Raw genomic sequence first — 20,115 nt, forward strand, 5'->3', positions numbered from 1 at the left:
CGGGAGGTCAAGGCCCACGCCCCGCACTGCCGCGTCATCTTCACCGTGTACGGGATGAAGCGGCTCGGCCACGACGCCGCCGAACTCACCGTGCTCGCCGACCACCCCACCGCTCACGGCCTGGTCCTGGAGATGCCCGCCGGGCCCCTGCCCGGCATCTACGGCCCCACCGGCCCCGGCAAGCCGCTGTTCGCGTTCCTCGCGGCGATGGCGGAGACCGAACGGGAGAACATCTCGGAGTCGACGCTGGAGGGGCTCGGCACCGCGGCCCGCAAGGGCAAGCGCGGCGGCCGACCCCCGGTCGTCACCGCCGACACGCTCCACACCGTGCTGCCGCCTGCGACCCGCTGACCGGCCAGGTCATCCGCGCCACCAGGACCAGCAACCGACGCTACGAACATCCCCGCCCCGGCGACCTGATCCATGTCGACGTCAAGAAGCTCGGCAAGATCCCCGCCGGCGGCGGCCGGCGGGCCCACGGCCGCAGCGAGAGCGCCCGCGGGCGGGGTATCGGCTACGACTGTGTGCACGCCGCCGTCGACGACCACTCCCGCCTTGCCTACGCCGAGATCCTCCCCGACGAGAAGGGCACCACCTGCGCGGGCTTCCTCACCCGCGCAGCCGCGTTCTTCCACGCCCACGGCATCACCCGCATCGAGCGAGTGATGACCGACGGCGCCAAGAACCACCGGCTCTCACACGACTTCCAGTCAGCCTGCCAAGCGCTCGGTGCACGGCAGGAGTTCACCCGTCCCCACTGCCCGTGGACCAACGGAAAGGTCGAACGCTTCAACCGCACGCTGCAGACCGAATGGGCCTACCGGAAGGTCTTCACCAGCAACGCCCAACGAACCCGGGCACTCGCGCCCTGGCCCGTCTTCTACAACACTGGCCGCCGACACACCGCGCTCGGCGGCCAAGCACCGATCAGCCGACTGTCACCAACCTCATGACCGAGTACACCTAAGCGAGCCGTCGGCCGGATGTCAGTCAGCTGACGGAGGCTGGCGGCACGGCGGCCGAGCCATTCTCGTGGAGACATCGAAACCGCCCGGTACCCGGGCGGGACCACGAGGAGCGGACCATGAACACCATCGCGCAGCACTGGATCAACGGACGGTGGACCGGCTCCGGTTCGGTCCTGGAATCGATCAACCCGGCCGACGGCACCGTCGTCGGCTCGTTCTACGACGGTGGTGAGGCAGAGGCCTCGGCCGCCGTGGACGCAGCCGCCGCCGCGTTCACGACCACCGAATGGGCGCGCACTCCCTCGCTCCGGGCGACCGCGCTCAGCCGGCTGGCCGACGCCCTCGAGGCCCGGGTAGCCGAGGTCGCGGCCATGTTGTCCCGGGAGAACGGCAAGCTGCTGGGTGAGACCACGTGGGAGGTCAGCGGTGCGGTCGGGTGGCTGCGGTACGCGGCGGCCTCTGTGCGCACCCAGACCGCCGGGCGCGCCGCCGAGACGGCACCCGGCCAGTACACCCACTCGGTGCCCGAGCCGCTCGGTGTCGCCGGGATCATCTCTCCCTGGAACTCCCCCGTCATGCTGACCGTGCGGGCACTGGGCCCGGCGCTGGCCGCCGGCTGCACCGTCGTGGTCAAGCTTCCGGCTCAGACGGCGCTGACCAACGAGCTTTTCGCGCAGGTCCTGGCCTCGGTCCCGGAGATCCCGGCGGGCGTGGTCAGCGTGTTCACCGAGTCCGGCAACACCGGGGCCCCGTTCCTGGTCTCCTCGGACAAGGTCGACGTGATCAACTACACCGGCAGCACGCCGGTCGGGCGCCGTATCGCGGCCGCGGCCTCCACCACGCTCAAGCGGCTCGGTCTGGAACTGGGCGGCAAGGCGCCCATGGTGATCTTTCCCGACGCCGATCTGGACATGGTGATCCCGACTGTTGTGCAGTCGCTGGTGCTGATGAACGGGCAGTTCTGCTGCACCGGCTCCCGTGTACTGGTTCACCGGGACATCGCCGACCAGGTGCGCACTCGGCTCACCGCCGCGCTCGCGCAGGTGCGGCTCGGGTCGGGCGACGACGAGAAGGCCCAGCTCGGCCCGGTGATCGACCGGGCGTCCGCCCAGCGGGTGGACGCGATCGTCGAGGAAGCCGCCTCGTACGGCACGGTGCTGCTGCGCGGCGGTGTGGTCACCGACGGCCCGCTGGCCGCCGGCGCGTTCTACCGGCCGAGCCTGATCGAGGTGGACCGCACCGACGTCCGGATCGTGCAGGAGGAGGTCTTCGGCCCGGTCCAGACGTTCGAGATCTTCGACGACGAGGACGACGCCGTGACCAAGGCGAACGCCACCGTCTACGGCCTGGCCGCCTCGGTGTTCAGCTCGGACTCGATGAGGGCCCGCCGGATCGCCCGGCGCATCCGCACCGGCACGGTGTGGATCAACACCTGGGGGGCCATCAGCGAGGACTTCGAGGAGGGCGGCGTCAAGGGAAGCGGTTACGGCTACCTGTGCGGCCCGCGAGCGATCGAGGAGTTCCAGGCTCTCAAGGTGTACGTGGAGCAGGACCACACCCAGTCCGCTCACTGATCAGATCATCACCTGGCCCGGCGCCCACCTGGGCGCCGGGCGGCCCTCCTGCACAGGAAGGGTGCACCAGGGCCTCGATTCCGATCACCGGAGCGACGAACGGTCCTGGCCTCGCTCTGGCCGAGGAGCTCGCGGAAGCCGTGCACCAGTTGCTTCCGCACGGTCGTGCCCCGCGGCGACCGGTGCCGGTCGCGCAGCGTTTCGGGGCCGGGCAGTACACCGCCGACCTGTCCGCTCCGGCCGAGACCCGGCTACCCGCGGCCGAAGTGGCGGCACGGCGCGGCCGCCTCGACGTGCTGGTCAACGACGCGGGTGTGGCTTCACCTGGAACGGCACCGTCCGAGGCATGCCGGCGGACGGACACCAGCAGCGGCTGACGGTGAGCCGTCCGAGCCCTGCGCCGCCCACCCGGCAGCTGCTGCCGCTGTTGCGCTCGGGCAGCCCACCACGCAGCGCCGACATCGCCTCGGTCGCGCAGGAACCGATGGAATCAAAACGACACGCAGCTTTTCGATGTGGAGTGGTCCATGAACGAGAGAACTGTTTCCGATGCCTACGGTGCCGACGATCCTGGACTGCCGAGCCCACCGGCGGTGGCAGGCATCCGGCACACGCTCCGGGAGCGGAGCCGGAACGCGTTCGCGAACGCCGACCCCCGGCTCGGCCCCACCGTCCCGGCTACCGCCCGGCGTTGGAAGCTGTGGCTCCTCACCGTGTGCGGTATCTACCCCACCATCGTCCTGCTGGGCCTGGCCACGAACCCTGTTCTGGAGGATCTGTACCTGCCGGTGCGACTCGCTGTACTCGTCCCGGCGGCGGCAGCAGCGATGGTCTGGCAGATCAATCCCCGACTGCAGCGGCGTTTCGGAGCTTGGCTCACCAGATGACGAGCAGCCCGGTTCCGCCGCCGGTGTGCTCCGCGGCGCCCGCACACCACAGACCGCTGCGCAGGCTCACGGCACGGGGCCGCGACGAGACCCGCCGCGGCGTCTCCTCGCTGGAGCTCTTCTTCGACCTGTGCTTCATCGTGGCCATAGCCCAGGCAGGCGCCCAGTTGGTGCACGCCATGGTCGAGGGACACACGGGCGAGGGGATCCTCGACTACCTGATGATCTTCTTCGCCATCTGGTGGGCGTGGATGAACTTCACGTGGTTCGCCTCGGCCTACGACAACGACGACGTGCTGTACCGGATCGTCACGCTGATCCAGATGGCCGGCGTGCTCGTCCTGACGGCAGGCGTCTCCCAGGTGTTCGAGGAACACGCGTACCTGGTCGTCGTCCTGGGCTATGTGATCATGCGGCTCGCCATGACGGCGCAGTGGCTGCGCGTGGCGCGGTCGAGCCAGGGCCCCGAGCGGACGATGGCGCTGCGGTACGCCATCGGGCTGTGCCAGGTCGGCTGGCTGGGGCTACTGGCCCTGCCGGAGGCCGGCCGCCCGTGGGTCTTCCTGGTGATGGCGTTGCCGGAGATGGCCGTACCGCTGTATGCGGAGCGGGCCCACCCCACGCCCTGGCACCCCCACCACATCGCCGAACGGTACGGGCTGCTCACGCTCATCGTGCTCGGCGAGACCATCGCGGCGGCCACCGTCGCCGTGAAGTCGGGGATCGACGAGCACGAGACCCTGGGCGAGTTGCTGTCCATCGCCGCCGGCGGACTGCTGATCATCTTCGCCGCCTGGTGGGTCTACTTCGCGGCCCCCGTCCACGGGCACCTCCGGTCCGACCGGCAGTCCTTCCTCTGGGGCTACGGCCATTACCTGATCTTCGTCTCGGGTGCCGCGATCGGGGCCGGCCTGGAGGTGGCGGTGGAGCAGGCGGTGGGCAAGACGCACCTTTCGGCGCTGTCGGCGTCGGCAGCGGTGACGCTGCCGACAGCGCTGTTCCTGCTCACGGTGTGGGCGCTGCACTCGCGCTTCTCCAAGGTGGGGATCGCCCAGCAGTCGGTGCTGCCGGCCACGGCGCTGCTGGTGGTCGTCTGTACGTTCCTGGGTCACTGGGCGGTGCTCGCGGCGGGGCTGGTGGCGGCGCTGGCGGTGGCAGCCGGGGTGACGCTGACGGCGCTCGGGGCGAGCCCGGAGCGCGGGATGGGCGAGGAAGGCGTCGCGGTGCCGGTTCCGTGAGGGAACCCTCGCCGCCGCGGAAACCTGGCCGGCACGGCGTACGACGACGCCCGTGCCGTGCGCCCGCTGCACCTGCTCAGTGACAGCGACACGTTGTTCACGCCGACGACGGGGACGCACCCGCTCGGCACCGCGAGCCCGCCGGCCCCGGACAACGTCCTCACGGCGGGGCGCGGACGCGGTGACCCACGCGACCGTACGCGCCGTGGGCACCGCCGGGTGGGTCGCGTACTCATCGACGGAGCCGAGACCACCAAGGTCCTCGACGCCGCTCAGGCCGCCAATGCCGACGCCACCCACATCACCGTCGTCAGCCGACTCGAAGGGCTTCCCGGGAAGGCTGACTGCCCTTGGTGCTGTCGTCGCGGTGGGGCTGCAGCGCCCGACGGGTGCTCTGCATGATCTTCGTCGGGGAGCCGGGAGTGTCGGCGAAGCGGATGGCTTCAGGCTCCGTTTACCGGTGGGTGCAATACTTCCTGGTCAGGTGCGTGGCTGGTGTTTCGACTGCTTCGCGAGGCAGGACGAGGGACGCGGCGGATGTGGGCGAAGTCAGGGACAGGCATGGGCGTCGGCCCGACCGGGCTGGTCGGCCGGGAGGGCGAGCTCGCCGAGCTTGCGGCGTTCCTGGACATGGCTGGGACGGACGGAGCTGTCCTGGTGCTCACCGGTGATCCGGGCGTGGGGAAGACGGCACTCCTGGACGCGACCGCCGAGCTGGCGGTGGCGAAGGGAGTGCGGGTCGTCCGCGGCAGCGGTGTCGAGTACGAGACGGACATCAGCTTCGCGGGGCTCCATCAGCTCGTCGGCTCGCTGCCGGACGAGCTCGGCCGTCTGCCGCGTTCCATGCGGGAGGCCCTCGAGGTCGCCCTCGGTCTCGGCGCCGGTCCCGCGCCGAGCCGGATCGCCGTCCTGAACGCGGCACTGTCCCTGTTCGACGAGGCCGCGAAGGAGCGGCCGTTGCTCCTCGTGGTCGATGACCTCCATGTCGTCGACCAGGCGAGCCGGGCCGCGGTGGGTTTCGTCGCCAGAAGACTGGGGGGCCGCCGCATCGGGCTGCTCGGAGCGCAGCGGGCGGAGTCCGGCGAGTCCTTCCGGTCCACCGGTCTGCCGGAGCTCGAGGTCGCGCCGCTGGGTGACGCGGACGCCCTGCGGCTGCTGTCCCGACGCTTTGCTCACCTTCCCCGCCGGGTTCTTTCGACCGTGGCCCACGAGGCGCAGGGAAATCCCCTGGCGCTGCTCGAGTTCGCCGGGTCCACCGGGGTGTCCGGCGACCGACACGGCCAAGGGGCGGGGTGGGCGAGCGGCCCGGGGCGGGACGTCCGCGCTCTGTACGGCGCCCGCGTCGGACGACTGCCGCGGGGAACGCGTGAGGTACTGCTGCTCGCGGCTCTTGAGGGCTCCGGCGACATCGGCGTCCTCGAGGCGGCCGGCGGGCCGGGCAGCCTCGAGGAACTCGCTCCCGCGGAGCGTGACCACCTGGTCATGGTCACGGAGAACGGCCGCGCGGTGCGCTTCAGGCATCCGCTGGTCAGGTCCGCGGTGGTCGACGGTTCCACCGGTGAACAGCGGCGCGGCGCCCACCGCCGGCTGGCCGACGCGCTGGCCGACCAGCCCGAGCGGCGCGGTGATCACCTCGCGAGAGCCACGACGGCGCCCGACGAGGCGGTCGCCGCCGTCGTGGAGTCGGCGGCCCGGAGCAGCCTGCGGCGCGGTGACGCCGACGGCGCGATCGCGAGACTGCGGCGCGCGGCCGAGCTGAGCACCGACCGCGCGGACCGCAGGCGCCGCCTGTCGCAGGCCGCCTATGCCGCCGCCTGGGTCACAGGCCATCTGGAGGTCAGCCACGAGATCATGCGTGAGGTCGAGGGCAATCCGGCGGCCCGGTCGCTCTCGGCGGCCGCGACGGCCGGCTTCCTGGTGCTCGTCACGGAAGGCGACGCCGATACGGCCCAGGCGCTCCTGATGGAGGCGGTCGAGCAGGCCCCGGTGATGCCCGGACCGCCGCATGAGGAGCTGGAGACCGCGCTGTTCACCCTCACCCTCGTCAGCCAGTACTCGGGCCGGCCCGAGCACTGGCAACCTCTGGTCGACGTGCTCGCCCGGTTCCCCGAGGCGGCGCCCGCCGCCGCGGCGTCGCTGGGGCGCGTCCACCACGACCTCGGCTCCGTCACCGACGGCATGCTGCGCCGCCTGGACGAGGAGATCGCGCGGCTGAGGGACCAGAACGACGCCGACGTGGTCATCCGCACCGCCCTGACCGCCTCGTACCTCGACCGGCTTCCGGGCTGTCGCGAGGCCGTCTCCCGGGTCATACGCGACGGCGGCGCGGTGGGATCGAGCATGCCGGCCCTGATGTTCGTCGCCCTGGACGACCTGTACGCCGGCCGGTGGCAGGCGTCGGCCGGTGCCGCGGACGAGCTCGTCGCACTGTCCGAGGAGACGGGGTACCACCTGTTCGCCCAGGTGGGGCACTACGTCGCTGCGATGGCCGCGGCCCAGCGCGGCGCCCTCGACGCGTGCCGGGAGCACTGCGAGGACATCTGGGGGTGGTCGGGTCCCAGGGGCCTGCGGCGGCTGGAGAACTGCGCCCACCAGGCGGCGGCCCGGGCGGCCCTCGGCGCCGCCGACTTCGAGACGGCGTTCCGGCACGCCACGGCGATCTGCGCCCCGGGTGTGCTGCCGGCGTTCAACCCCGAGGCCGTGTGGTCCGCGCCGGACCTCGTCGAGGCCGCCGTGCGCTCCGGGCGGCACGCGGAGGCGCGACGGCACGCGGACGCGCTGCGCGACGCCGGTGTCGGTCACCTCTCGTCGCGGTTCGCGCTGAGCGCGGCCACGGTCACGGCGATGACATCGGCTGCCGAGGACATGGTCCGGTGCTTCGAGGAGGCGCTCGGGCTGCCGGGCATCGAGCAGTGGCCCTTCGAGGTCGGCCGTGCTCACCTGGCGTACGGCGAGAGGCTGCGCCGTCAGGGGCTCAACCGCGAGGCCCGGAGGCAGCTGGCCGCCGCCCGCGGCCGCTTCGAGGAGCTCGGGGCCCGTTCGTGGGAGGCCCGGGCCGCGGCGGAGCTCCGCGCCACCGGGATGACGCGGACCGGCCGGGGCAAGGCAGGCGAGGCCCTCACCCCGCAGGAGCTGGAGGTCGCCAGGCTGGCGGCGACGGGGCTGTCGAACCCGCAGATCGCGTCGCGTCTGTTCCTTTCGCCGCGGACCGTGTCGTCGCATCTCTACCGTGTGTTCCCGAAGCTGGGGATCACGTCGCGGGCCGGGCTCCGCGACGCTCTGGAGGCGCTGCCTCCCGGGCCTCCGGCCACCCGGCCGTGAGAGCTGCCTCTCGGGTCCCAGCACTGCCACGGTACTGACGTGAGCGAGCCGTCGGCCGGATGTCAGTCAACTGACGGAGGCTGGCGGCACGGTGGCCGAGCCATTCTCGTGGAGACATCGAATCCGCCCGGTACCCGGGCGAGACCACGAGGAGCGGACCATGCCGTTCGTCACCACCGGCGACGGAGTCGAGATCTTCTACAAGGACTGGGGCTCGGGCCGGCCGGTCATGTTCCACCACGGCTGGCCGCTGAGCTCGGACGACTGGGACGCCCAGTTGCTGTTCCTCGTCCGGCGGGGCTACCGCGTCGTCGCCCACGACCGCCGTGGGCACGGGCGCTCCGCCCAGGTCGGCCACGGGCACGACATGGACCGTTACGCGGCGGACGCCGCCGCCGTGGTGGCGCACCTCGGTCTGCGCGACGTCGTCCACGTCGGCCACTGCGCCGGTGGCGGAGAGGTCGCCCGGTACGTCGCCAGGCACGGTGTCGGCCGGGTCGCCAAGGCCGTCCTCATCGCAGCGGTCCCGCCGCTCATGGTCCAGACGGAATCCAACCCCGCAGGGCTGCCGGTGGAGGTCTTCGACGGCTTCCGCGAGGGCGTGGCCACCGACCGCTCCCAGTTCTACCTCGACATCGCCTCCGGGCCGTTCTACGGGTTCAACCGTCCGGGCGCGGACGTCTCCCAGGGCATCATCCAGAACTGGTGGCGCCAGGGGATGGCCGGCAGCGCGCAGGCGCACCACGAGGGGATCAGAGCGTTCTCGGAGACGGACTTCACCGACGACCTCCGGGCGATCGACGTGCCCACGCTCCTCATGCACGGCGACGACGACCAGATCGTCCCGATCGCCGACTCCGCCCGGTCGGCGGTCACGTTGGTCGAGCACGTGACCCTGAAGGTCTACCCGGGCCTGTCGCACGGCATGTGCACCGTCAACGCCGACACCGTCAACGCGGACCTCCTCGACTTCATCAAGAGCTGACCCGGCTCGGTACCGACACACAGCCCGTCAGCACGGAACACACCACGGAACAGAGAAGGAATCACCATGACCGCAACACCCACCGGCTACGTGACCGTCGTCTGGGACGCGAAGGCGAAGGCGGGCAGGGAGGACGACCTCAAGGCGTTCATCACCGCCGCCGTCACCCCCTCGCGCAACGACCCCGGCAACATCGACTACGAGTCCCACGAAGTCGAGGGCCGGCCCGGCGAGTTCGTCATCTACGAACGCTGGGAGACACGCGCCCACCTCGACGCACACCTCGCCGCGCCCCGGATGCGGGAACTCGTCCCGCAGATGCTCGAACTGATCGACGGATCCATCGAGGACGGCATCCGCCTGCTGCGTCCGTTCCGCCCCGCCCACTAGAGCAGGGCGCCCGCCGGCGTCGGGATCGACGCCGACGGAGCACACCGCCGCAAAACCCATCCCTTGGGTGCTCCCGGTGACCGCTTTCCGGGAGCACCCGCTCCGAACCCGGCCCACCTGCCCCGGGAGCACCCCCTCGACGGCCTCAGGGCCACACGCCTGCCCAGCCACTGATCACACCGCACAGAACCCGCCTTGCGCCGGGCACCGAACATGCATGGCGTCACCGACAGGTCCTCGCTCGCGCACGGGCACCGAAAAACTCACGGTCCGCGGAGCACATCGACTGGAAGAGAACTCGCCCCACACTGCCTTCGATGTGAGCCCGACTGCGCACAGGTCTCGACGGAGTGCGCCGCAACGGGCACCCACGGCACCCCTCCGCCGCGGCTGCGTCAGTGCCGTGCTCGACCAGGCGACTGACGGCCGCTGTCACCGAGCACGCCGCAGTCGCGCGCGGAGGAGTGCACCGGAACTCGGTGAGGGGTGTCAAGAAGAACGTCGCCCGCTGGTGGGAGGTCATGCAGCGGGGCGCCGCCGTGGACGCAGACCCGGTCAACCCCTACGTCGTCCACGCCCTGGACGGCAAGCTCCCGACGACACCCTCATCAGCGCCGACTCCGGCCCGGCCGCCACCTGGTACGCCCGCCACCTGTGGCCGCGGGGCCGGATGCGAGGCTCGCGGTCCGGCACGCCGGCCACGATGGGACCCCGGCGTGCCCTTACGCCATCGGTACGAAGTTCGCCCACCTCGACCGGTCGGTGATCGCGCTGGTCGGTGACGGCGCGATGCAGATGGACGGCATGATGGAGAGGGGCACCGCGGTCGAGTGCCACCACGAGTGGTTCGACCCGCGGCTGATCGCGACGGTGCTGAACAACCGCGACACTCAGCCAGGTCACCTGGGAGATGCGCGCCATGTCCGGCGCGCCGCAGCTCGAGGAGTCGCAACCCGTTCCCGACCTGCCGTACGCGGAGATCGCCCAGCGCATCGGCCTGGACGGGGTGCGGGTGGAGAAGCCCGAGCAGGTCGAGGCCGCCTGGGGCCGGGCCCCCGCCGCCGACCGCTGGCCCAAGCGGACTGCGTCGAATCGGCCGGTCTCAGCACCCTGCGGGCGGCTCGTTCCGGGCTGCGTGCGTCCTCGGCCGTCTCGTGCGCATGGTGTCCATGACCGGTATCCCCCAGGTGCTCGCCATCCACGACATGGTCGCCGACGCGCTGGCCGCCCTCGCCGCGGACGGTGCCGTCGGCAGCGCCGGCCCGCCCGCATGACACCCACGGCCGCGCCCTCGTGATGCGGGAGGTCCGTCCGCCGGTGGGGGTTGTGACGGCCCTCTGGACTACCGGGCCCTGCGATAGGCTGATGGCCGCCCGTTTTGCCGGGCAGCCGGAGCATGCGGGAGGACAGGCTGATGCGGGACGTGAGCGGATCGGCCGACGGCGGTGCCGCGGCGGCCCGTCATGTTGCGGTGGAGTACTCCACCGACGACGAGTGGGCCGCCCATCTCGTGCCCTTCGTCCGTGCGGGTTTCGACAGGGGCGAGCAGGTGCAGTACTTCGCGGACGCCACCGACCCGCGCCTCGTGGTCCGTACGCTCGCCGAGCGGGGCGTGGACGCCGACTCCGCGGTCCGGCGGGGACAGCTCGTGGTGACCACCGCCGACGAGACCTACCTGACCGGGGTCCGGTTCGACCCCGACGCCATGATCGGACTGTGGCGCCGTGCCGTCGAGGCCGCCGCCGGTCAGGGGTACGGGAACCTGCGGGTGATCGGCGAGATGTCCTGGGGCGCCCGGCACATAACCGGCGCGGAGCGCCTGCTGGAGTACGAGCTGCGCATCCACCACGAGGTCTTCGAGCAGTTGCCGCTGACGGCCTGGTGTTTCTACGATCGCCGCCTGCTGGCACCCGAGGCCCTCGACGCGCTGGTGGGCGCCCACCTGACGCGTGCGGGCGCCGCACCTCGCCCGCACGCCAGGCCCGGCCTCTCGGTCGCGCCTCTGGCCGACCGGCCAGGCTTCCGTCTGTCCGGATCCGCAGGCTACGAGAGCCGCCGCGTGGCCGCCTCGGCCTCGGCCGCCATCGCCGCGTCGACGGCGAAGGACATCACCCTGGATCTGTCCGGCCTCGACCACCTCGACGTCTCCGCACTCGCCGACATCGCCCACGCCGCGCAGCGGCGTCCGTCCGGGGCACCGGTGCGGCTCGTCGGGGCGCCGCCCGCGCTCCACCGCATGCTGGAACTCTTCCCCGAGCTGGGGGCCGGCCTCCAGGGGGCCGACCAGTGACGACCTACACACCCGCGTCGGCGGAGAGCCGGGTCGGCCCGTCCTTCCACCACCCCGCCCTCTTCTACACCACCGAGGAGGACTACCTGCGGGGCGTCGCCGCATTCGTCCGCACGGAGGCGAGCGGCGGGCGCCCCGTCCTGGTCGCCGTTCCCGGTCCACGTCTGCAACTGCTCCGCGAAGCCATCGGCACCGGACACGAGGACATCACCTTCATCGACATGCGGCAGGCCGGACGCAACCCCGGGCGCATCCTGTCGCTGCTGCAGAACTTCGCCGACCAGCACCGGGACCGGCGCCCGTCCATCGTGGGCGAACCGATCTGGGTCGGACGCACCCCTGCGGAGGTGCGTGAGGCGACCCGTCACGAGGCGCTGATCAACCTGGCGTTCGACGGCCGGCCCGTCACGATCCTGTGCCCCTACGACACCGCCCTGCCGGAGCGGGTGCTGGCGGAGGCGCACCGCACGCACCCCGTCGTCGGAGACCCGGACGGCTACCGGCACAGCCCGCGCTACGAGGACCCGCTGACAGTGTGCCGCGACTGCGACGGACCCCTGGAGGAGCCGGCGGATCCACTCGTCCTGCGCTTCACGGAGCAGGACCTCGTCGATGTCCGTGACACCGCAGGGCACTGGGCACAGACGGCGGGCCTGTCCCCGAGCCGGCACACCGACTGGTTGCTGGCCGTCAACGAGGCCACGGGCAATTCGGTGCGGCACGGCGGGGGACAGGGCGTTCTGCGGCTGTGGCGCACGACCGACACTCTGATCGCCGAGGTGAGGGACCGAGGACGGCTCACCGACGCGCTCGTGGGCCGGCGCCGTCCTGACCCGCTGTCGCCGGCCGGCGGCCGTGGCGTCTGGATGATGCACCAGTTGTGCGATCTGGTCGAGATGCGCACTCCGCCGTCGGGCCTGATCGTGCGACTGCACCTGGCCCTGGACTGAGCGGTGCGTTGCAGGGAGACGTCGTCACACCGACCTCGTACTTGCTCACCTCTTCGCCCGTGACGCCGCGCCGGCCATCGAGCGCCACCTCGCCGGCCAGGCCCGGCAGGCAGCGGAAGAACGCCGGTTGCGTCTCCAAGGCGCCGAGGCCGCCCCGTCACTCGTGGGTCGCCGCGGCACCCGGGGGAAGGGACAGCCAGCCCGAGCCCGGTATTGCGCCAAGAGCGCCGGGCTCACGCTGGTACAGACGCCCACCGTGGGGCGTCGACGCGATCAGCTCGGGTTGGTGGAGGGGGTCTGAGCGCCGTCGCGGGCCGTGTACTCCCCTCCGGCCGGCTCACCGGCCCCACCGTCGGTGGCGACATGGGTGGCGCAGCCCTGTACGTCTGCGCTGGTCGACTGGCCAGCGGTCATGGCGGTGACTGCTTCGGCGGCGGTGGCATGGACCGGCAGGACTGCGTCGACACCGGTGAGGACGAGCATCCGCATCAGGCGGTCGGGGACGGCGGCAAGTCTGAGCGCACCGCCCACCGCTTGGGCGGCGTGCCAGAGGCCGATGAGCGCGCTCAGACCGGCGGAGTCGCAGAAGCCGACCTGTGACAGGTCCAGAACCAGGTGCGGGCACCCCTGCTCGATGACCCCCGAGGCTTCGCGGCGCAGGGTGTCCGCGGTGCGCGTGTCCACGTCGCCGGCGACGACGGCGATCGCGAGGCCGGGACGGGGGTGCTGGACGGTCAGCTGCAGCGTGTCGGTCACGTCGGTCGTCACTCCTGGCCGAAGTGTTCGGGCGCGGCGGCAGTGTGGGCGGTGGCAGAGACACTGCCGTCGGGTGTGGTGTGAGGGTGGGGGACGGACAGGGCCAGCAGGGCCACGTCGTCGCCGGCTCCGTCGGGCAGCGAGGTCAGCAGGGTGATGCTGTCCTCGACCAGGGAGGTGGCGGTGACGTGTCCGGTGCGCTGGTGGAGGAAGCCGGTCAGGCCGTCGTCACCGAGCATGGTGCCCTCGGTGGTGCGGGCTTCGATCAGCCCGTCGGTGTAGAGGAACAGGCTTTCCCCGGCAGTCAGGGAGAACGTGGTCTGGGCGAAGGGCGCCTGGGGGAAGGCGCCGACGAGCATGCCGCCCTGGGGGCGTACGGCCCGCACCCAGACGGCGCCGCCGTCGTCGGGGCGCACATGGTAGGCCGGCGGGTGGCCACCGGTCGCGATGGTGACGGTGAAGCCGCCGTCCTCCCGGGGTTCCAGGAGGCCGAAGAGGACGGTGCAGAAGCGGCGGCCGGCGGTGACGTCGGTGAGCAGCATGGTGTTGAGCGCGCTCAGCACGGTGACGGGGTCGGCGTTGATCTGGGCCGCGGTGCGCAGGGTGTGGCGGGCCAGGGCGGTGACGGTCGCCGCCTCGGGGCCTTTGCCGCACACGTCACCGAGGAAGAACGCCCACCGGTCGCCGTCGAGGGGGAAGACGTCGTAGAAGTCGCCGCCCACGTCGTGGGCGGAGGCGGTGCGGTAGTGGCAGGCCAGTTCCAGGCCCGGTACGACGGGAAGGGCCGGGGGCAGCAGGGTGCGCTGGAGGGTGGAGGCGAAGGCGGCGATGGCGGCCTTGTCCTGCTCGGCCTTCTCCCGCGCCGCCCGTTCCGCCTCCGCCCGCGCCCGTTCCGCCTCGGCGTGCCGCCTCTCCGCCTCCCGCCGGGCCTGCTCGTCGCGCAGGGCGCGCAGCGCCGACAGCCGCAGCTCCATCTCGTCCAGCACGATCGCGGCGAGATCGGCGAGGGTGGCGGTGTCTTCCTCGGTGATCGAGCGTGGCCGGGTGTCGAGGACGTTGACCGTGCCCAGCTTGTGCCCGTCGGGGGTGATGATCGGTGCGGCGGCGTAGAAGCGCACCCCCATCTCTCCGGCGACCAGCGGATTGTCCACCGCGACGGGGTCCTTGAGAGTGTCGGGGATGACCATCGTGTCATCACGCAGGATCGCCGAGCCGCACAGGCCCGGATCACGGCCGATCTCCGCGACGCCCTCCAGGCCGTGGGTGGCCTTGAACCAGATGCGGTCGGTGTCCACGATCGTGACGGTCGCCACCGGCACGTCGAAGAGCCGGGCGGCCATCGCCGCCACCCGGTCGAACGCCCCGTCGGGCGGGGTGTCGAGGATGTCGTAGCGGCGCACCGCCGCGATACGAGCCGTCTCCACATCCGGGTCGGGGACCAGCTCGGGGCGGCGCCCGGGAGCCGGGTCGGTGGCCGATGCCTGCTGCATTTCCGGCTTTCCTCTCCGTCGATGGGCTGCCGCCGTGAACGGCACGAACCGACGCAGCCTAAATCGACAACACGCCCGAAAGCCAATGCCGTCGTCGGCCGGGCCCCGGTCGCGTTCTGCCGTGTGATGTGCCGGGGCGGCGTCGGCGGGAGGCCCCTACGGCGGGGTCTGACTCAGGTGAGTGCTGACCGCATTGTCCTGATCACACTGTGCCGACCGCTGGGCCGGGGCGACAGGCCCCGCGCCGAGCAGCGAGGAACCAATGCCCGCCTGATGAGCCGGTCACCCGAGACCTGCCTGCGGCGACACGACGACTATGTGGCATCCGGTGCATCTGCAAGCCGCGCTTACCGGCGCTGGTGGCCTACGAAACCTGAGGGCACAGCGGCTGTGCCAGCAGGCTCGCCCTGCCGGCAGGGGCGGCACCGCCACTCGACACTGTCCGTGTCCCGTGTGCCGGACGGGGACGGCCATGCATCCGCCCGGACCGGATCTGGCGGACAAAGCCTGTTCGTCCCGGGCGATCCGCGCCTGGTGCAGGGATCGTGGCATCGCCGTCACGATCCCTGCACGCTCCGACCAGGTCACCAACCGGCTCCGCCGAGGTTCGCGAGGCGGCCGGCCACTCGCCTTCGACGCGGAGGCGTACAAGCACCGAAACGTCGTCGAGAGGTGCTTCAACCGGCTCAAGCAGTTCCGTGCGGTAGCAACCCGCTTCGACAAGCTCGCGGCCCGCTACCAGGCCGGACTCCACTTTGCCTCGCTGATCCTCTGGCTCCGCGAACCCGGGCCGACAGGTGCTCAGCGCCCGGGTGCCAGGACGGTGAGCACGCCCGATGAGATCCCCAGCTGACCCAATCGGGACAGAAGTGCTGCTTCCTGTTCCTGCGTGACCTCAGTCCACAGGGCCGTTCCCGAGTCGCTGGCGCTGAAGACCAGCCGGCCGTCCCCCCAGCCTTCGGCGTGGATCGTGTAGGGCGCCAAGTCCGACAGCACCTTGAATTGCCCATCGTCTCGGACATCAAGGTCGATCCCCGTCCCAGGATCGGAACGCCTGGACCGGGTGCCGCTCACGACCTCCTGCCGAGCCAGTGACAGCGCATACTCATACGAGTGCAGGACTTCGGCCGGCCAGTCGTCATCGCTGTAGGCGTCGATGTGGGCTGCGTCGATGCTCGAACGCAGCACGTGAAGCGCTTCGCGATGAACACACACAACGTCCGCGGGACGAACTCCCTCCACGAGTACGAGCTCGCGGACTCGGGCGCCATCCTGACTGATCACATGCAGGACCCTCTCACGAGAAGTCGGCCGATTCCACAGAGAAGATCTGCCACAACACGATCATTGTCAGACAGGGCCTAGTACCAGCGTGGCCGTGGAAACCACCGAAGCCCTCATGGGCAGCGACGACCGCCCCGGCGTACGCGCACCGGTCGGAGACCGGCACCACCGCGGCCCATCGCGAGATCATCCGATGCCTCGAACGATACGCAGCCCGCGAGGTCTTCAACCTGGTCAGACCGGTTTCTCGCGTCCCCGCGTAATAGGGGCGTCTGAGACGTGAGAGGGTCTGGGGCGTGAGTGAGACACCACCGAACACCCTGCAATACCGCTTTGACGGGCCAGAAGACGCTCCGGTCCTGATCCTGGGTCCCTCACTGGGTACCACATGGCACATGTGGGACCGGCAGGTCCCCGAGCTGGCGCAGCAGTGGAGGGTCTTCCGTTTCGACCTGCCCGGTCACGGGGGCGCCCCGGCCTACGCGGCGGGCTCCGTCGCCGACCTCACCGCACGGCTGCTGGCCACGCTCGACGGACTCGGCGTGCAGCGCTTCGGCTACGCGGGCTGCGCGTTCGGCGGCGCCGTCGGCATCGAGCTGGCCCTGCGCCACCCCGAGCGTCTGGCGTCCCTCGCGCTGATCGCCGCCTCGCCGCGCTTCGGCACGGCCGACGAGTTCCGGCAGCGCGGCGTGATCGTCCGGACCAACGGGCTGGACCCCATCGCCCGCAGCGCGCCCGAGAGATGGTTCACCGCGGGGTTCGCCGCGGCCCAGCCCGCGATCACCGAGTGGGCCGTGCAGATGGTGCGGACCACCGACCCCGGCTGCTACATCTCCGCCTGCGAGGCGCTCGCCGCGTTCGACGTGCGGGGCCGGCTCGGCCAGGTCGGCGTACCGACCCTGGTCCTCGTCGGATCCGACGACCAGGTCACCGGACCCGCCGAGGCCCGCACCCTGGTCGCCGGCATCCCCGACGCCCGCCTCGCCGTCGTCCCCGGCGCCTCCCACCTGGTCCCGGTCGAGCAGCCCGCGGCCGTCACCGACCTGCTGGTCCGGCACTTCAACACCGCCTGGCAGACCGCGCACGACGCCGCCACGGGCCAGACGCCCGTCCCGCCCGCCGTCCACGCGGCACCCGCGGTCCACGCCGTCCCCACCGGCTCCGCGGCCCCCGTCCAGCCCGCCCTGGCCGTCGCCCCCGTACCGGCCCAGGTGGCCCCCGTGCCGGCCCAGGCCGTCCCCGTGCCGCCGCAGGCCGTCCCCGCCGCGCCGCAGACCGCGCCCGCCCCGCCGAGGGCCGTTCCCGTCGCCGAGATCGCCCCGGCCGCCGTACCGCCCGAGGCGCACGCGCAGGGGCGGCCCGACCCGTACGACGCGGGGCTGAAGGTCCGCCGCGAGGTGCTCGGCGACGCGCACGTCGACCGGACGCTGGCGCAGGCCGACGAGTTCTCCGGGGACTTCCAGGAGCTCCTCACCCGGTACGCGTGGGGCGAGGTCTGGGACCGGCCCGGCCTGGACCGCCGCACCCGCAGCTGCGTCACGCTCACCGCCCTCGTCGCGGGCGGTCACCTGGAGGAGCTCGCCTCCCACGTCCGGGCCGCCCTGCGCAACGGGCTCACCCCGGACGAGATCAAGGAAGTGCTGCTCCAGGCCGCCGTCTACTGCGGCGTACCGGCGGCGAACAGCGCCTTCCGGGTGGCCCAGCGGGTCGTCCGCGAGGAGACCACGCCGCCGGAGTGAGCGCGCCCGGGGGCCGTTCGCGCCCCGGTGAGGCGCGGCGGCAGGATGGAGACATGAAGCTCACCAAGAAGTCGCACGCCTGCGTCCGCCTCGAGAAGGACGGGCGGACGCTCGTCCTCGACCCGGGCGGATTCAGCGAGGAGGACGCCGCCCTCGGCGCGGACGCCGTCCTCGTCACCCACGAGCACCCCGACCACTTCGACGAGCTGCGGCTGCGCGCCGCGATGGAGGACAATCCGGCCGCCGAGATCTGGACGCTGAAGTCCGTCGCGGAAAAGATCTCGGCGGCGTTCCCGGGCCGCGTGCACACCGTCGGCCACGGCGACACCTTCACCGCCGCCGGCTTCGACGTACAGGTCCACGGCGAGCTGCACGCGGTGATCCACCCGGACATCCCGCGCGTCGGCAACGTCGGGTTCCTCGTGAACGGCGGCGCGGTCTTCCACCCGGGCGACGCCCTCACCGTCCCCGGCCACCCGGTCGAGACGCTGATGCTGCCCGTCATGGCCCCCTGGAACAAGATCTCCGAGGTCATCGACTACGTCCGCGAGGTGAAGCCGCAGCGCGCCTACGACATCCACGACGCACTCCTCACCGACCTCGCCCGCCCCGTCTACGACCGTCAGATCGGGCAGCTGGGCGGCTCCGAGCACCTGCGGCTGGCCCCGGGGGAGTCCGTCCGGGTGTGAGAGGCCGGGGGTGAGCGGCCGGGCGTCCCGCGGCCGTGCCGGGCGGGGCCGGGCGGGGCCGGGCTGTCGGTCCCGCCCGGTAGGTTGGGGGACATGCGCATCGCCACCTGGAACGTGAACTCGATCACCGCCCGCCTGCCGAGGCTGCTCGCCTGGCTGGAGAGCAGCGGCACCGACGTGCTGTGCCTCCAGGAGGCCAAGGTCGCCGAGGAGCAGTTCCCGTTCGACGAGCTGCGCGAGAAGGGCTACGAGGCCGCCGTGCACGCCACCGGACGGTGGAACGGCGTGGCGGTGCTCTCCCGCGTCGGTCTGACGGACGTGGTCAAGGGCCTGCCCGGAGGGCCGGACTACGACGGTGCCCAGGAGCCCCGCGCCGTCTCCGCGACCTGCGGCCCGGTCCGCGTCTGGTCGGTGTACGTGCCCAACGGCCGCGAGGTCGAGCACGCCCACTACGCCTACAAGCTCCAGTGGTTCGAGGCGCTGCGCGCGGCCGTCGCGGCCGACGCGGCCGGCGGCCGGCCGTTCGCCGTGCTGGGCGACTACAACGTGGCGCCGACCGACGACGACGTCTACGACCGCGCCGCCTTCGAGGGCTCCACCCACGTCACCCCCGCCGAGCGCGCCGCCCTCGCCTCCCTGCGGGAGACCGGGCTGTCCGACGTCGTGCCGCGCCCGCTGAAGTACGACCACCCCTTCACGTACTGGGACTACCGTCAGCTCGGCTTCCCCAAGAACCGCGGCATGCGCATCGACCTGGTCTACGGCAACGAGCCGTTCGCCAAGGCCGTCACCGACGCCTACGTCGACCGCGAGGAGCGCAAGGGCAAGGGTGCCTCGGACCACGCGCCGGTCGTGGTCGACCTGGACGTGTAGGCGTCCTCCGCATCCCGCCCCCGGCCGGGTCCGGCCCCGCGTGCCTGTGGTGCGCACGGCGGTGCGAATGTCAGTCTGGGGGGATGCACTTCCCCTTCCTGGGCAAGCGGCGCGAGACCGTCCGGCTCCACGACCCGGACGGCATCGCCGAGCTGCTCGCCGACTGTGATCTGCTGCGCTCGCAGGCGTCCCGGGAGGGCATCCGGCTCGACGACTCCGAGGCCTCGTTGGCGCGGCTCGACCAGATGCTGCCGCGCTGGCGCGCCGACGAGGAGATCATGCTCTGGCTCGGCAACGACGTGGGTCTGTACCTGGGGACCGTGATCGTGCGCACGGTGCCGGATGCCGTCTGGACCATCCGGGCGGACGGCCGGCCGGTCGTCCGGCTCGCCTCGGGCCGCGAGTTCGACGTGGTGGCGTCCGGCTGTGCCTGGGCGGAGGACGGCGTTCCCGAACTGTCGCAGCAGTACGCCGAGGTCTCGGAGCACTGACGCCGGGGGCAGGCGTCACGCACGGACCGAAGGGGCGATAATTTTCCGGAAAGACCACAGCATGCGCACCCGTGTTCGGGGTATGCGCTGTCTCGTCGGCCGATGAATGGACAGCGACGGGGCCGATCGACAGGGAGGGCACATCATGGCGACGACGACCGCACGGACCGCCGAGCGCACGACCACGGGC

General features: G+C 71.8%; 17 protein-coding genes and 3 pseudogenes. 17 read left to right on the forward strand and 3 right to left on the reverse strand.

Annotated elements, in window-relative coordinates; all coding sequences use genetic code 11:
• Nucleotides 1-54 precede the first annotated feature (54 nt).
• From ACZ4V6_RS21300 to ACZ4V6_RS21355, 12 genes and pseudogenes are all read left to right on the forward strand, one after another.
• Nucleotides 55-351 (forward strand): recombinase family protein, encoded by a 297-nt coding sequence (locus tag ACZ4V6_RS21300; protein ID WP_467829597.1) that lies wholly within the window; start codon nucleotides 55-57, stop codon nucleotides 349-351.
• A pseudogene (locus tag ACZ4V6_RS21305) lies at nucleotides 339-953 on the forward strand (integrase core domain-containing protein); the annotation flags it as partial. The gene ACZ4V6_RS21300 and the pseudogene ACZ4V6_RS21305, both read left to right, overlap by 13 nt.
• 131 nt (nucleotides 954-1,084) lie before the next feature.
• A complete protein-coding gene (locus ACZ4V6_RS21310) occupies nucleotides 1,085-2,542 on the forward strand; it encodes an aldehyde dehydrogenase family protein (protein ID WP_467829600.1) in 1,458 nt (485 codons plus the stop codon).
• The gene (locus ACZ4V6_RS21315; protein ID WP_467829602.1) at nucleotides 2,464-2,919 is read left to right on the forward strand and encodes an SDR family NAD(P)-dependent oxidoreductase; all 456 of its coding nucleotides are present in this window, start codon (nucleotides 2,464-2,466) and stop codon (nucleotides 2,917-2,919) included. Before ACZ4V6_RS21310 ends, ACZ4V6_RS21315 begins: the two co-directional genes overlap by 79 nt.
• 150 nt (nucleotides 2,920-3,069) lie before the next feature.
• Nucleotides 3,070-3,429, forward strand: coding sequence for a putative antibiotic biosynthesis monooxygenase (locus ACZ4V6_RS21320; protein ID WP_467829605.1), 360 nt, complete (start codon nucleotides 3,070-3,072; stop codon nucleotides 3,427-3,429).
• Entirely contained in the window at nucleotides 3,426-4,667 is a 1,242-nt protein-coding gene (locus ACZ4V6_RS21325; RefSeq protein WP_467829608.1) for a low temperature requirement protein A, read from the forward strand. Before ACZ4V6_RS21320 ends, ACZ4V6_RS21325 begins: the two co-directional genes overlap by 4 nt.
• 561 nt (nucleotides 4,668-5,228) lie before the next feature.
• Nucleotides 5,229-7,988: an ATP-binding protein gene (locus ACZ4V6_RS21330; protein ID WP_467829612.1), complete on the forward strand. Its 2,760-nt coding sequence runs from the start codon at nucleotides 5,229-5,231 to the stop codon at nucleotides 7,986-7,988.
• A gap of 160 nt (nucleotides 7,989-8,148) precedes the next feature.
• Entirely contained in the window at nucleotides 8,149-8,973 is an 825-nt protein-coding gene (locus ACZ4V6_RS21335; RefSeq protein ID WP_467829614.1) for an alpha/beta fold hydrolase, read from the forward strand.
• Between the two features lie 66 nt (nucleotides 8,974-9,039).
• Nucleotides 9,040-9,363, forward strand: a complete 324-nt coding sequence (locus tag ACZ4V6_RS21340) for a putative quinol monooxygenase (RefSeq protein WP_087788960.1) — start codon at nucleotides 9,040-9,042, stop codon at nucleotides 9,361-9,363.
• Nucleotides 9,364-9,851: 488 nt separating this feature from the next.
• Nucleotides 9,852-10,432, forward strand: a pseudogene (locus ACZ4V6_RS21345) (thiamine pyrophosphate-dependent enzyme); the annotation flags it as partial.
• A gap of 345 nt (nucleotides 10,433-10,777) precedes the next feature.
• Nucleotides 10,778-11,653, forward strand: coding sequence for an MEDS domain-containing protein (locus tag ACZ4V6_RS21350; RefSeq protein WP_467829617.1), 876 nt, complete (start codon nucleotides 10,778-10,780; stop codon nucleotides 11,651-11,653).
• On the forward strand, nucleotides 11,650-12,603 hold the full coding sequence (locus tag ACZ4V6_RS21355) for an anti-sigma factor RsbA family regulatory protein (protein ID WP_467829620.1): 954 nt from the start codon (nucleotides 11,650-11,652) through the stop codon (nucleotides 12,601-12,603). The genes ACZ4V6_RS21350 and ACZ4V6_RS21355 overlap by 4 nt, the downstream gene beginning before the upstream one ends.
• 273 nt (nucleotides 12,604-12,876) lie before the next feature.
• Here ACZ4V6_RS21355 and ACZ4V6_RS21360 read toward each other — a convergent pair whose 3' ends face one another.
• Together ACZ4V6_RS21360 and ACZ4V6_RS21365 are read right to left on the reverse strand one after the other, a co-directional pair.
• Nucleotides 12,877-13,359: an STAS domain-containing protein gene (locus ACZ4V6_RS21360; RefSeq protein ID WP_467829622.1), complete on the reverse strand. Its 483-nt coding sequence runs from the start codon at nucleotides 13,357-13,359 to the stop codon at nucleotides 12,877-12,879.
• Nucleotides 13,360-13,367: 8 nt separating this feature from the next.
• Entirely contained in the window at nucleotides 13,368-14,849 is a 1,482-nt protein-coding gene (locus tag ACZ4V6_RS21365) for a PP2C family protein-serine/threonine phosphatase (protein ID WP_467829625.1), read from the reverse strand.
• Between the two features lie 431 nt (nucleotides 14,850-15,280).
• Here ACZ4V6_RS21365 and ACZ4V6_RS21370 point away from each other — a divergent pair.
• Nucleotides 15,281-15,702 (forward strand): annotated as a pseudogene (locus tag ACZ4V6_RS21370) (transposase); the annotation flags it as partial.
• On the opposite strand, the gene ACZ4V6_RS21375 reads toward ACZ4V6_RS21370, so the two are convergent.
• Nucleotides 15,651-16,037, reverse strand: coding sequence for a hypothetical protein (locus tag ACZ4V6_RS21375; RefSeq protein ID WP_467829627.1), 387 nt, complete (start codon nucleotides 16,035-16,037; stop codon nucleotides 15,651-15,653). The pseudogene ACZ4V6_RS21370 and the gene ACZ4V6_RS21375 sit on opposite strands and share 52 nt — an antisense overlap.
• 392 nt (nucleotides 16,038-16,429) lie before the next feature.
• Here ACZ4V6_RS21375 and pcaDC point away from each other — a divergent pair, with 392 nt between their 5' ends.
• The 4 genes from pcaDC (at nucleotide 16,430) to ACZ4V6_RS21395 (ending at nucleotide 19,925) form a co-directional block, all read left to right on the forward strand.
• Complete coding sequence (pcaDC, locus tag ACZ4V6_RS21380; protein WP_467829630.1) at nucleotides 16,430-17,872, forward strand: bifunctional 3-oxoadipate enol-lactonase/4-carboxymuconolactone decarboxylase PcaDC; 1,443 nt, start codon at nucleotides 16,430-16,432, stop codon at nucleotides 17,870-17,872.
• A 53-nt stretch (nucleotides 17,873-17,925) separates the two neighbouring features.
• Nucleotides 17,926-18,561: an MBL fold metallo-hydrolase gene (locus tag ACZ4V6_RS21385; protein WP_467829633.1), complete on the forward strand. Its 636-nt coding sequence runs from the start codon at nucleotides 17,926-17,928 to the stop codon at nucleotides 18,559-18,561.
• Between the two features lie 93 nt (nucleotides 18,562-18,654).
• Entirely contained in the window at nucleotides 18,655-19,434 is a 780-nt protein-coding gene (locus ACZ4V6_RS21390; protein ID WP_467829635.1) for an exodeoxyribonuclease III, read from the forward strand.
• An 83-nt stretch (nucleotides 19,435-19,517) separates the two neighbouring features.
• Nucleotides 19,518-19,925 carry a DUF6278 family protein gene (locus tag ACZ4V6_RS21395; RefSeq protein WP_467829638.1) on the forward strand — a complete coding sequence of 136 codons (408 nt, stop codon included), beginning with the start codon at nucleotides 19,518-19,520 and terminating at the stop codon, nucleotides 19,923-19,925.
• Nucleotides 19,926-20,115: the final 190 nt, after the last annotated feature.

The organism is Streptomyces sp. NPDC029152, from assembly GCF_055564355.1.

Coding starts and splice junctions, on each gene's coding strand:
- ACZ4V6_RS21300 (WP_467829597.1), top strand. CDS start 55: ATGAAGCGGCTCGGCCACGACGCCGCCGAACTCACCGTGCTCGCCGAC.
- ACZ4V6_RS21310 (WP_467829600.1), top strand. CDS start 1,085: ATGAACACCATCGCGCAGCACTGGATCAACGGACGGTGGACCGGCTCC.
- ACZ4V6_RS21320 (WP_467829605.1), top strand. CDS start 3,070: ATGAACGAGAGAACTGTTTCCGATGCCTACGGTGCCGACGATCCTGGA.
- ACZ4V6_RS21325 (WP_467829608.1), top strand. CDS start 3,426: ATGACGAGCAGCCCGGTTCCGCCGCCGGTGTGCTCCGCGGCGCCCGCA.
- ACZ4V6_RS21330 (WP_467829612.1), top strand. CDS start 5,229: ATGGGCGTCGGCCCGACCGGGCTGGTCGGCCGGGAGGGCGAGCTCGCC.
- ACZ4V6_RS21335 (WP_467829614.1), top strand. CDS start 8,149: ATGCCGTTCGTCACCACCGGCGACGGAGTCGAGATCTTCTACAAGGAC.
- ACZ4V6_RS21340 (WP_087788960.1), top strand. CDS start 9,040: ATGACCGCAACACCCACCGGCTACGTGACCGTCGTCTGGGACGCGAAG.
- ACZ4V6_RS21350 (WP_467829617.1), top strand. CDS start 10,778: ATGCGGGACGTGAGCGGATCGGCCGACGGCGGTGCCGCGGCGGCCCGT.
- ACZ4V6_RS21365 (WP_467829625.1), bottom strand. CDS start 14,849: ATGCAGCAGGCATCGGCCACCGACCCGGCTCCCGGGCGCCGCCCCGAG.
- ACZ4V6_RS21385 (WP_467829633.1), top strand. CDS start 17,926: ATGAAGCTCACCAAGAAGTCGCACGCCTGCGTCCGCCTCGAGAAGGAC.
- ACZ4V6_RS21390 (WP_467829635.1), top strand. CDS start 18,655: ATGCGCATCGCCACCTGGAACGTGAACTCGATCACCGCCCGCCTGCCG.
- ACZ4V6_RS21395 (WP_467829638.1), top strand. CDS start 19,518: ATGCACTTCCCCTTCCTGGGCAAGCGGCGCGAGACCGTCCGGCTCCAC.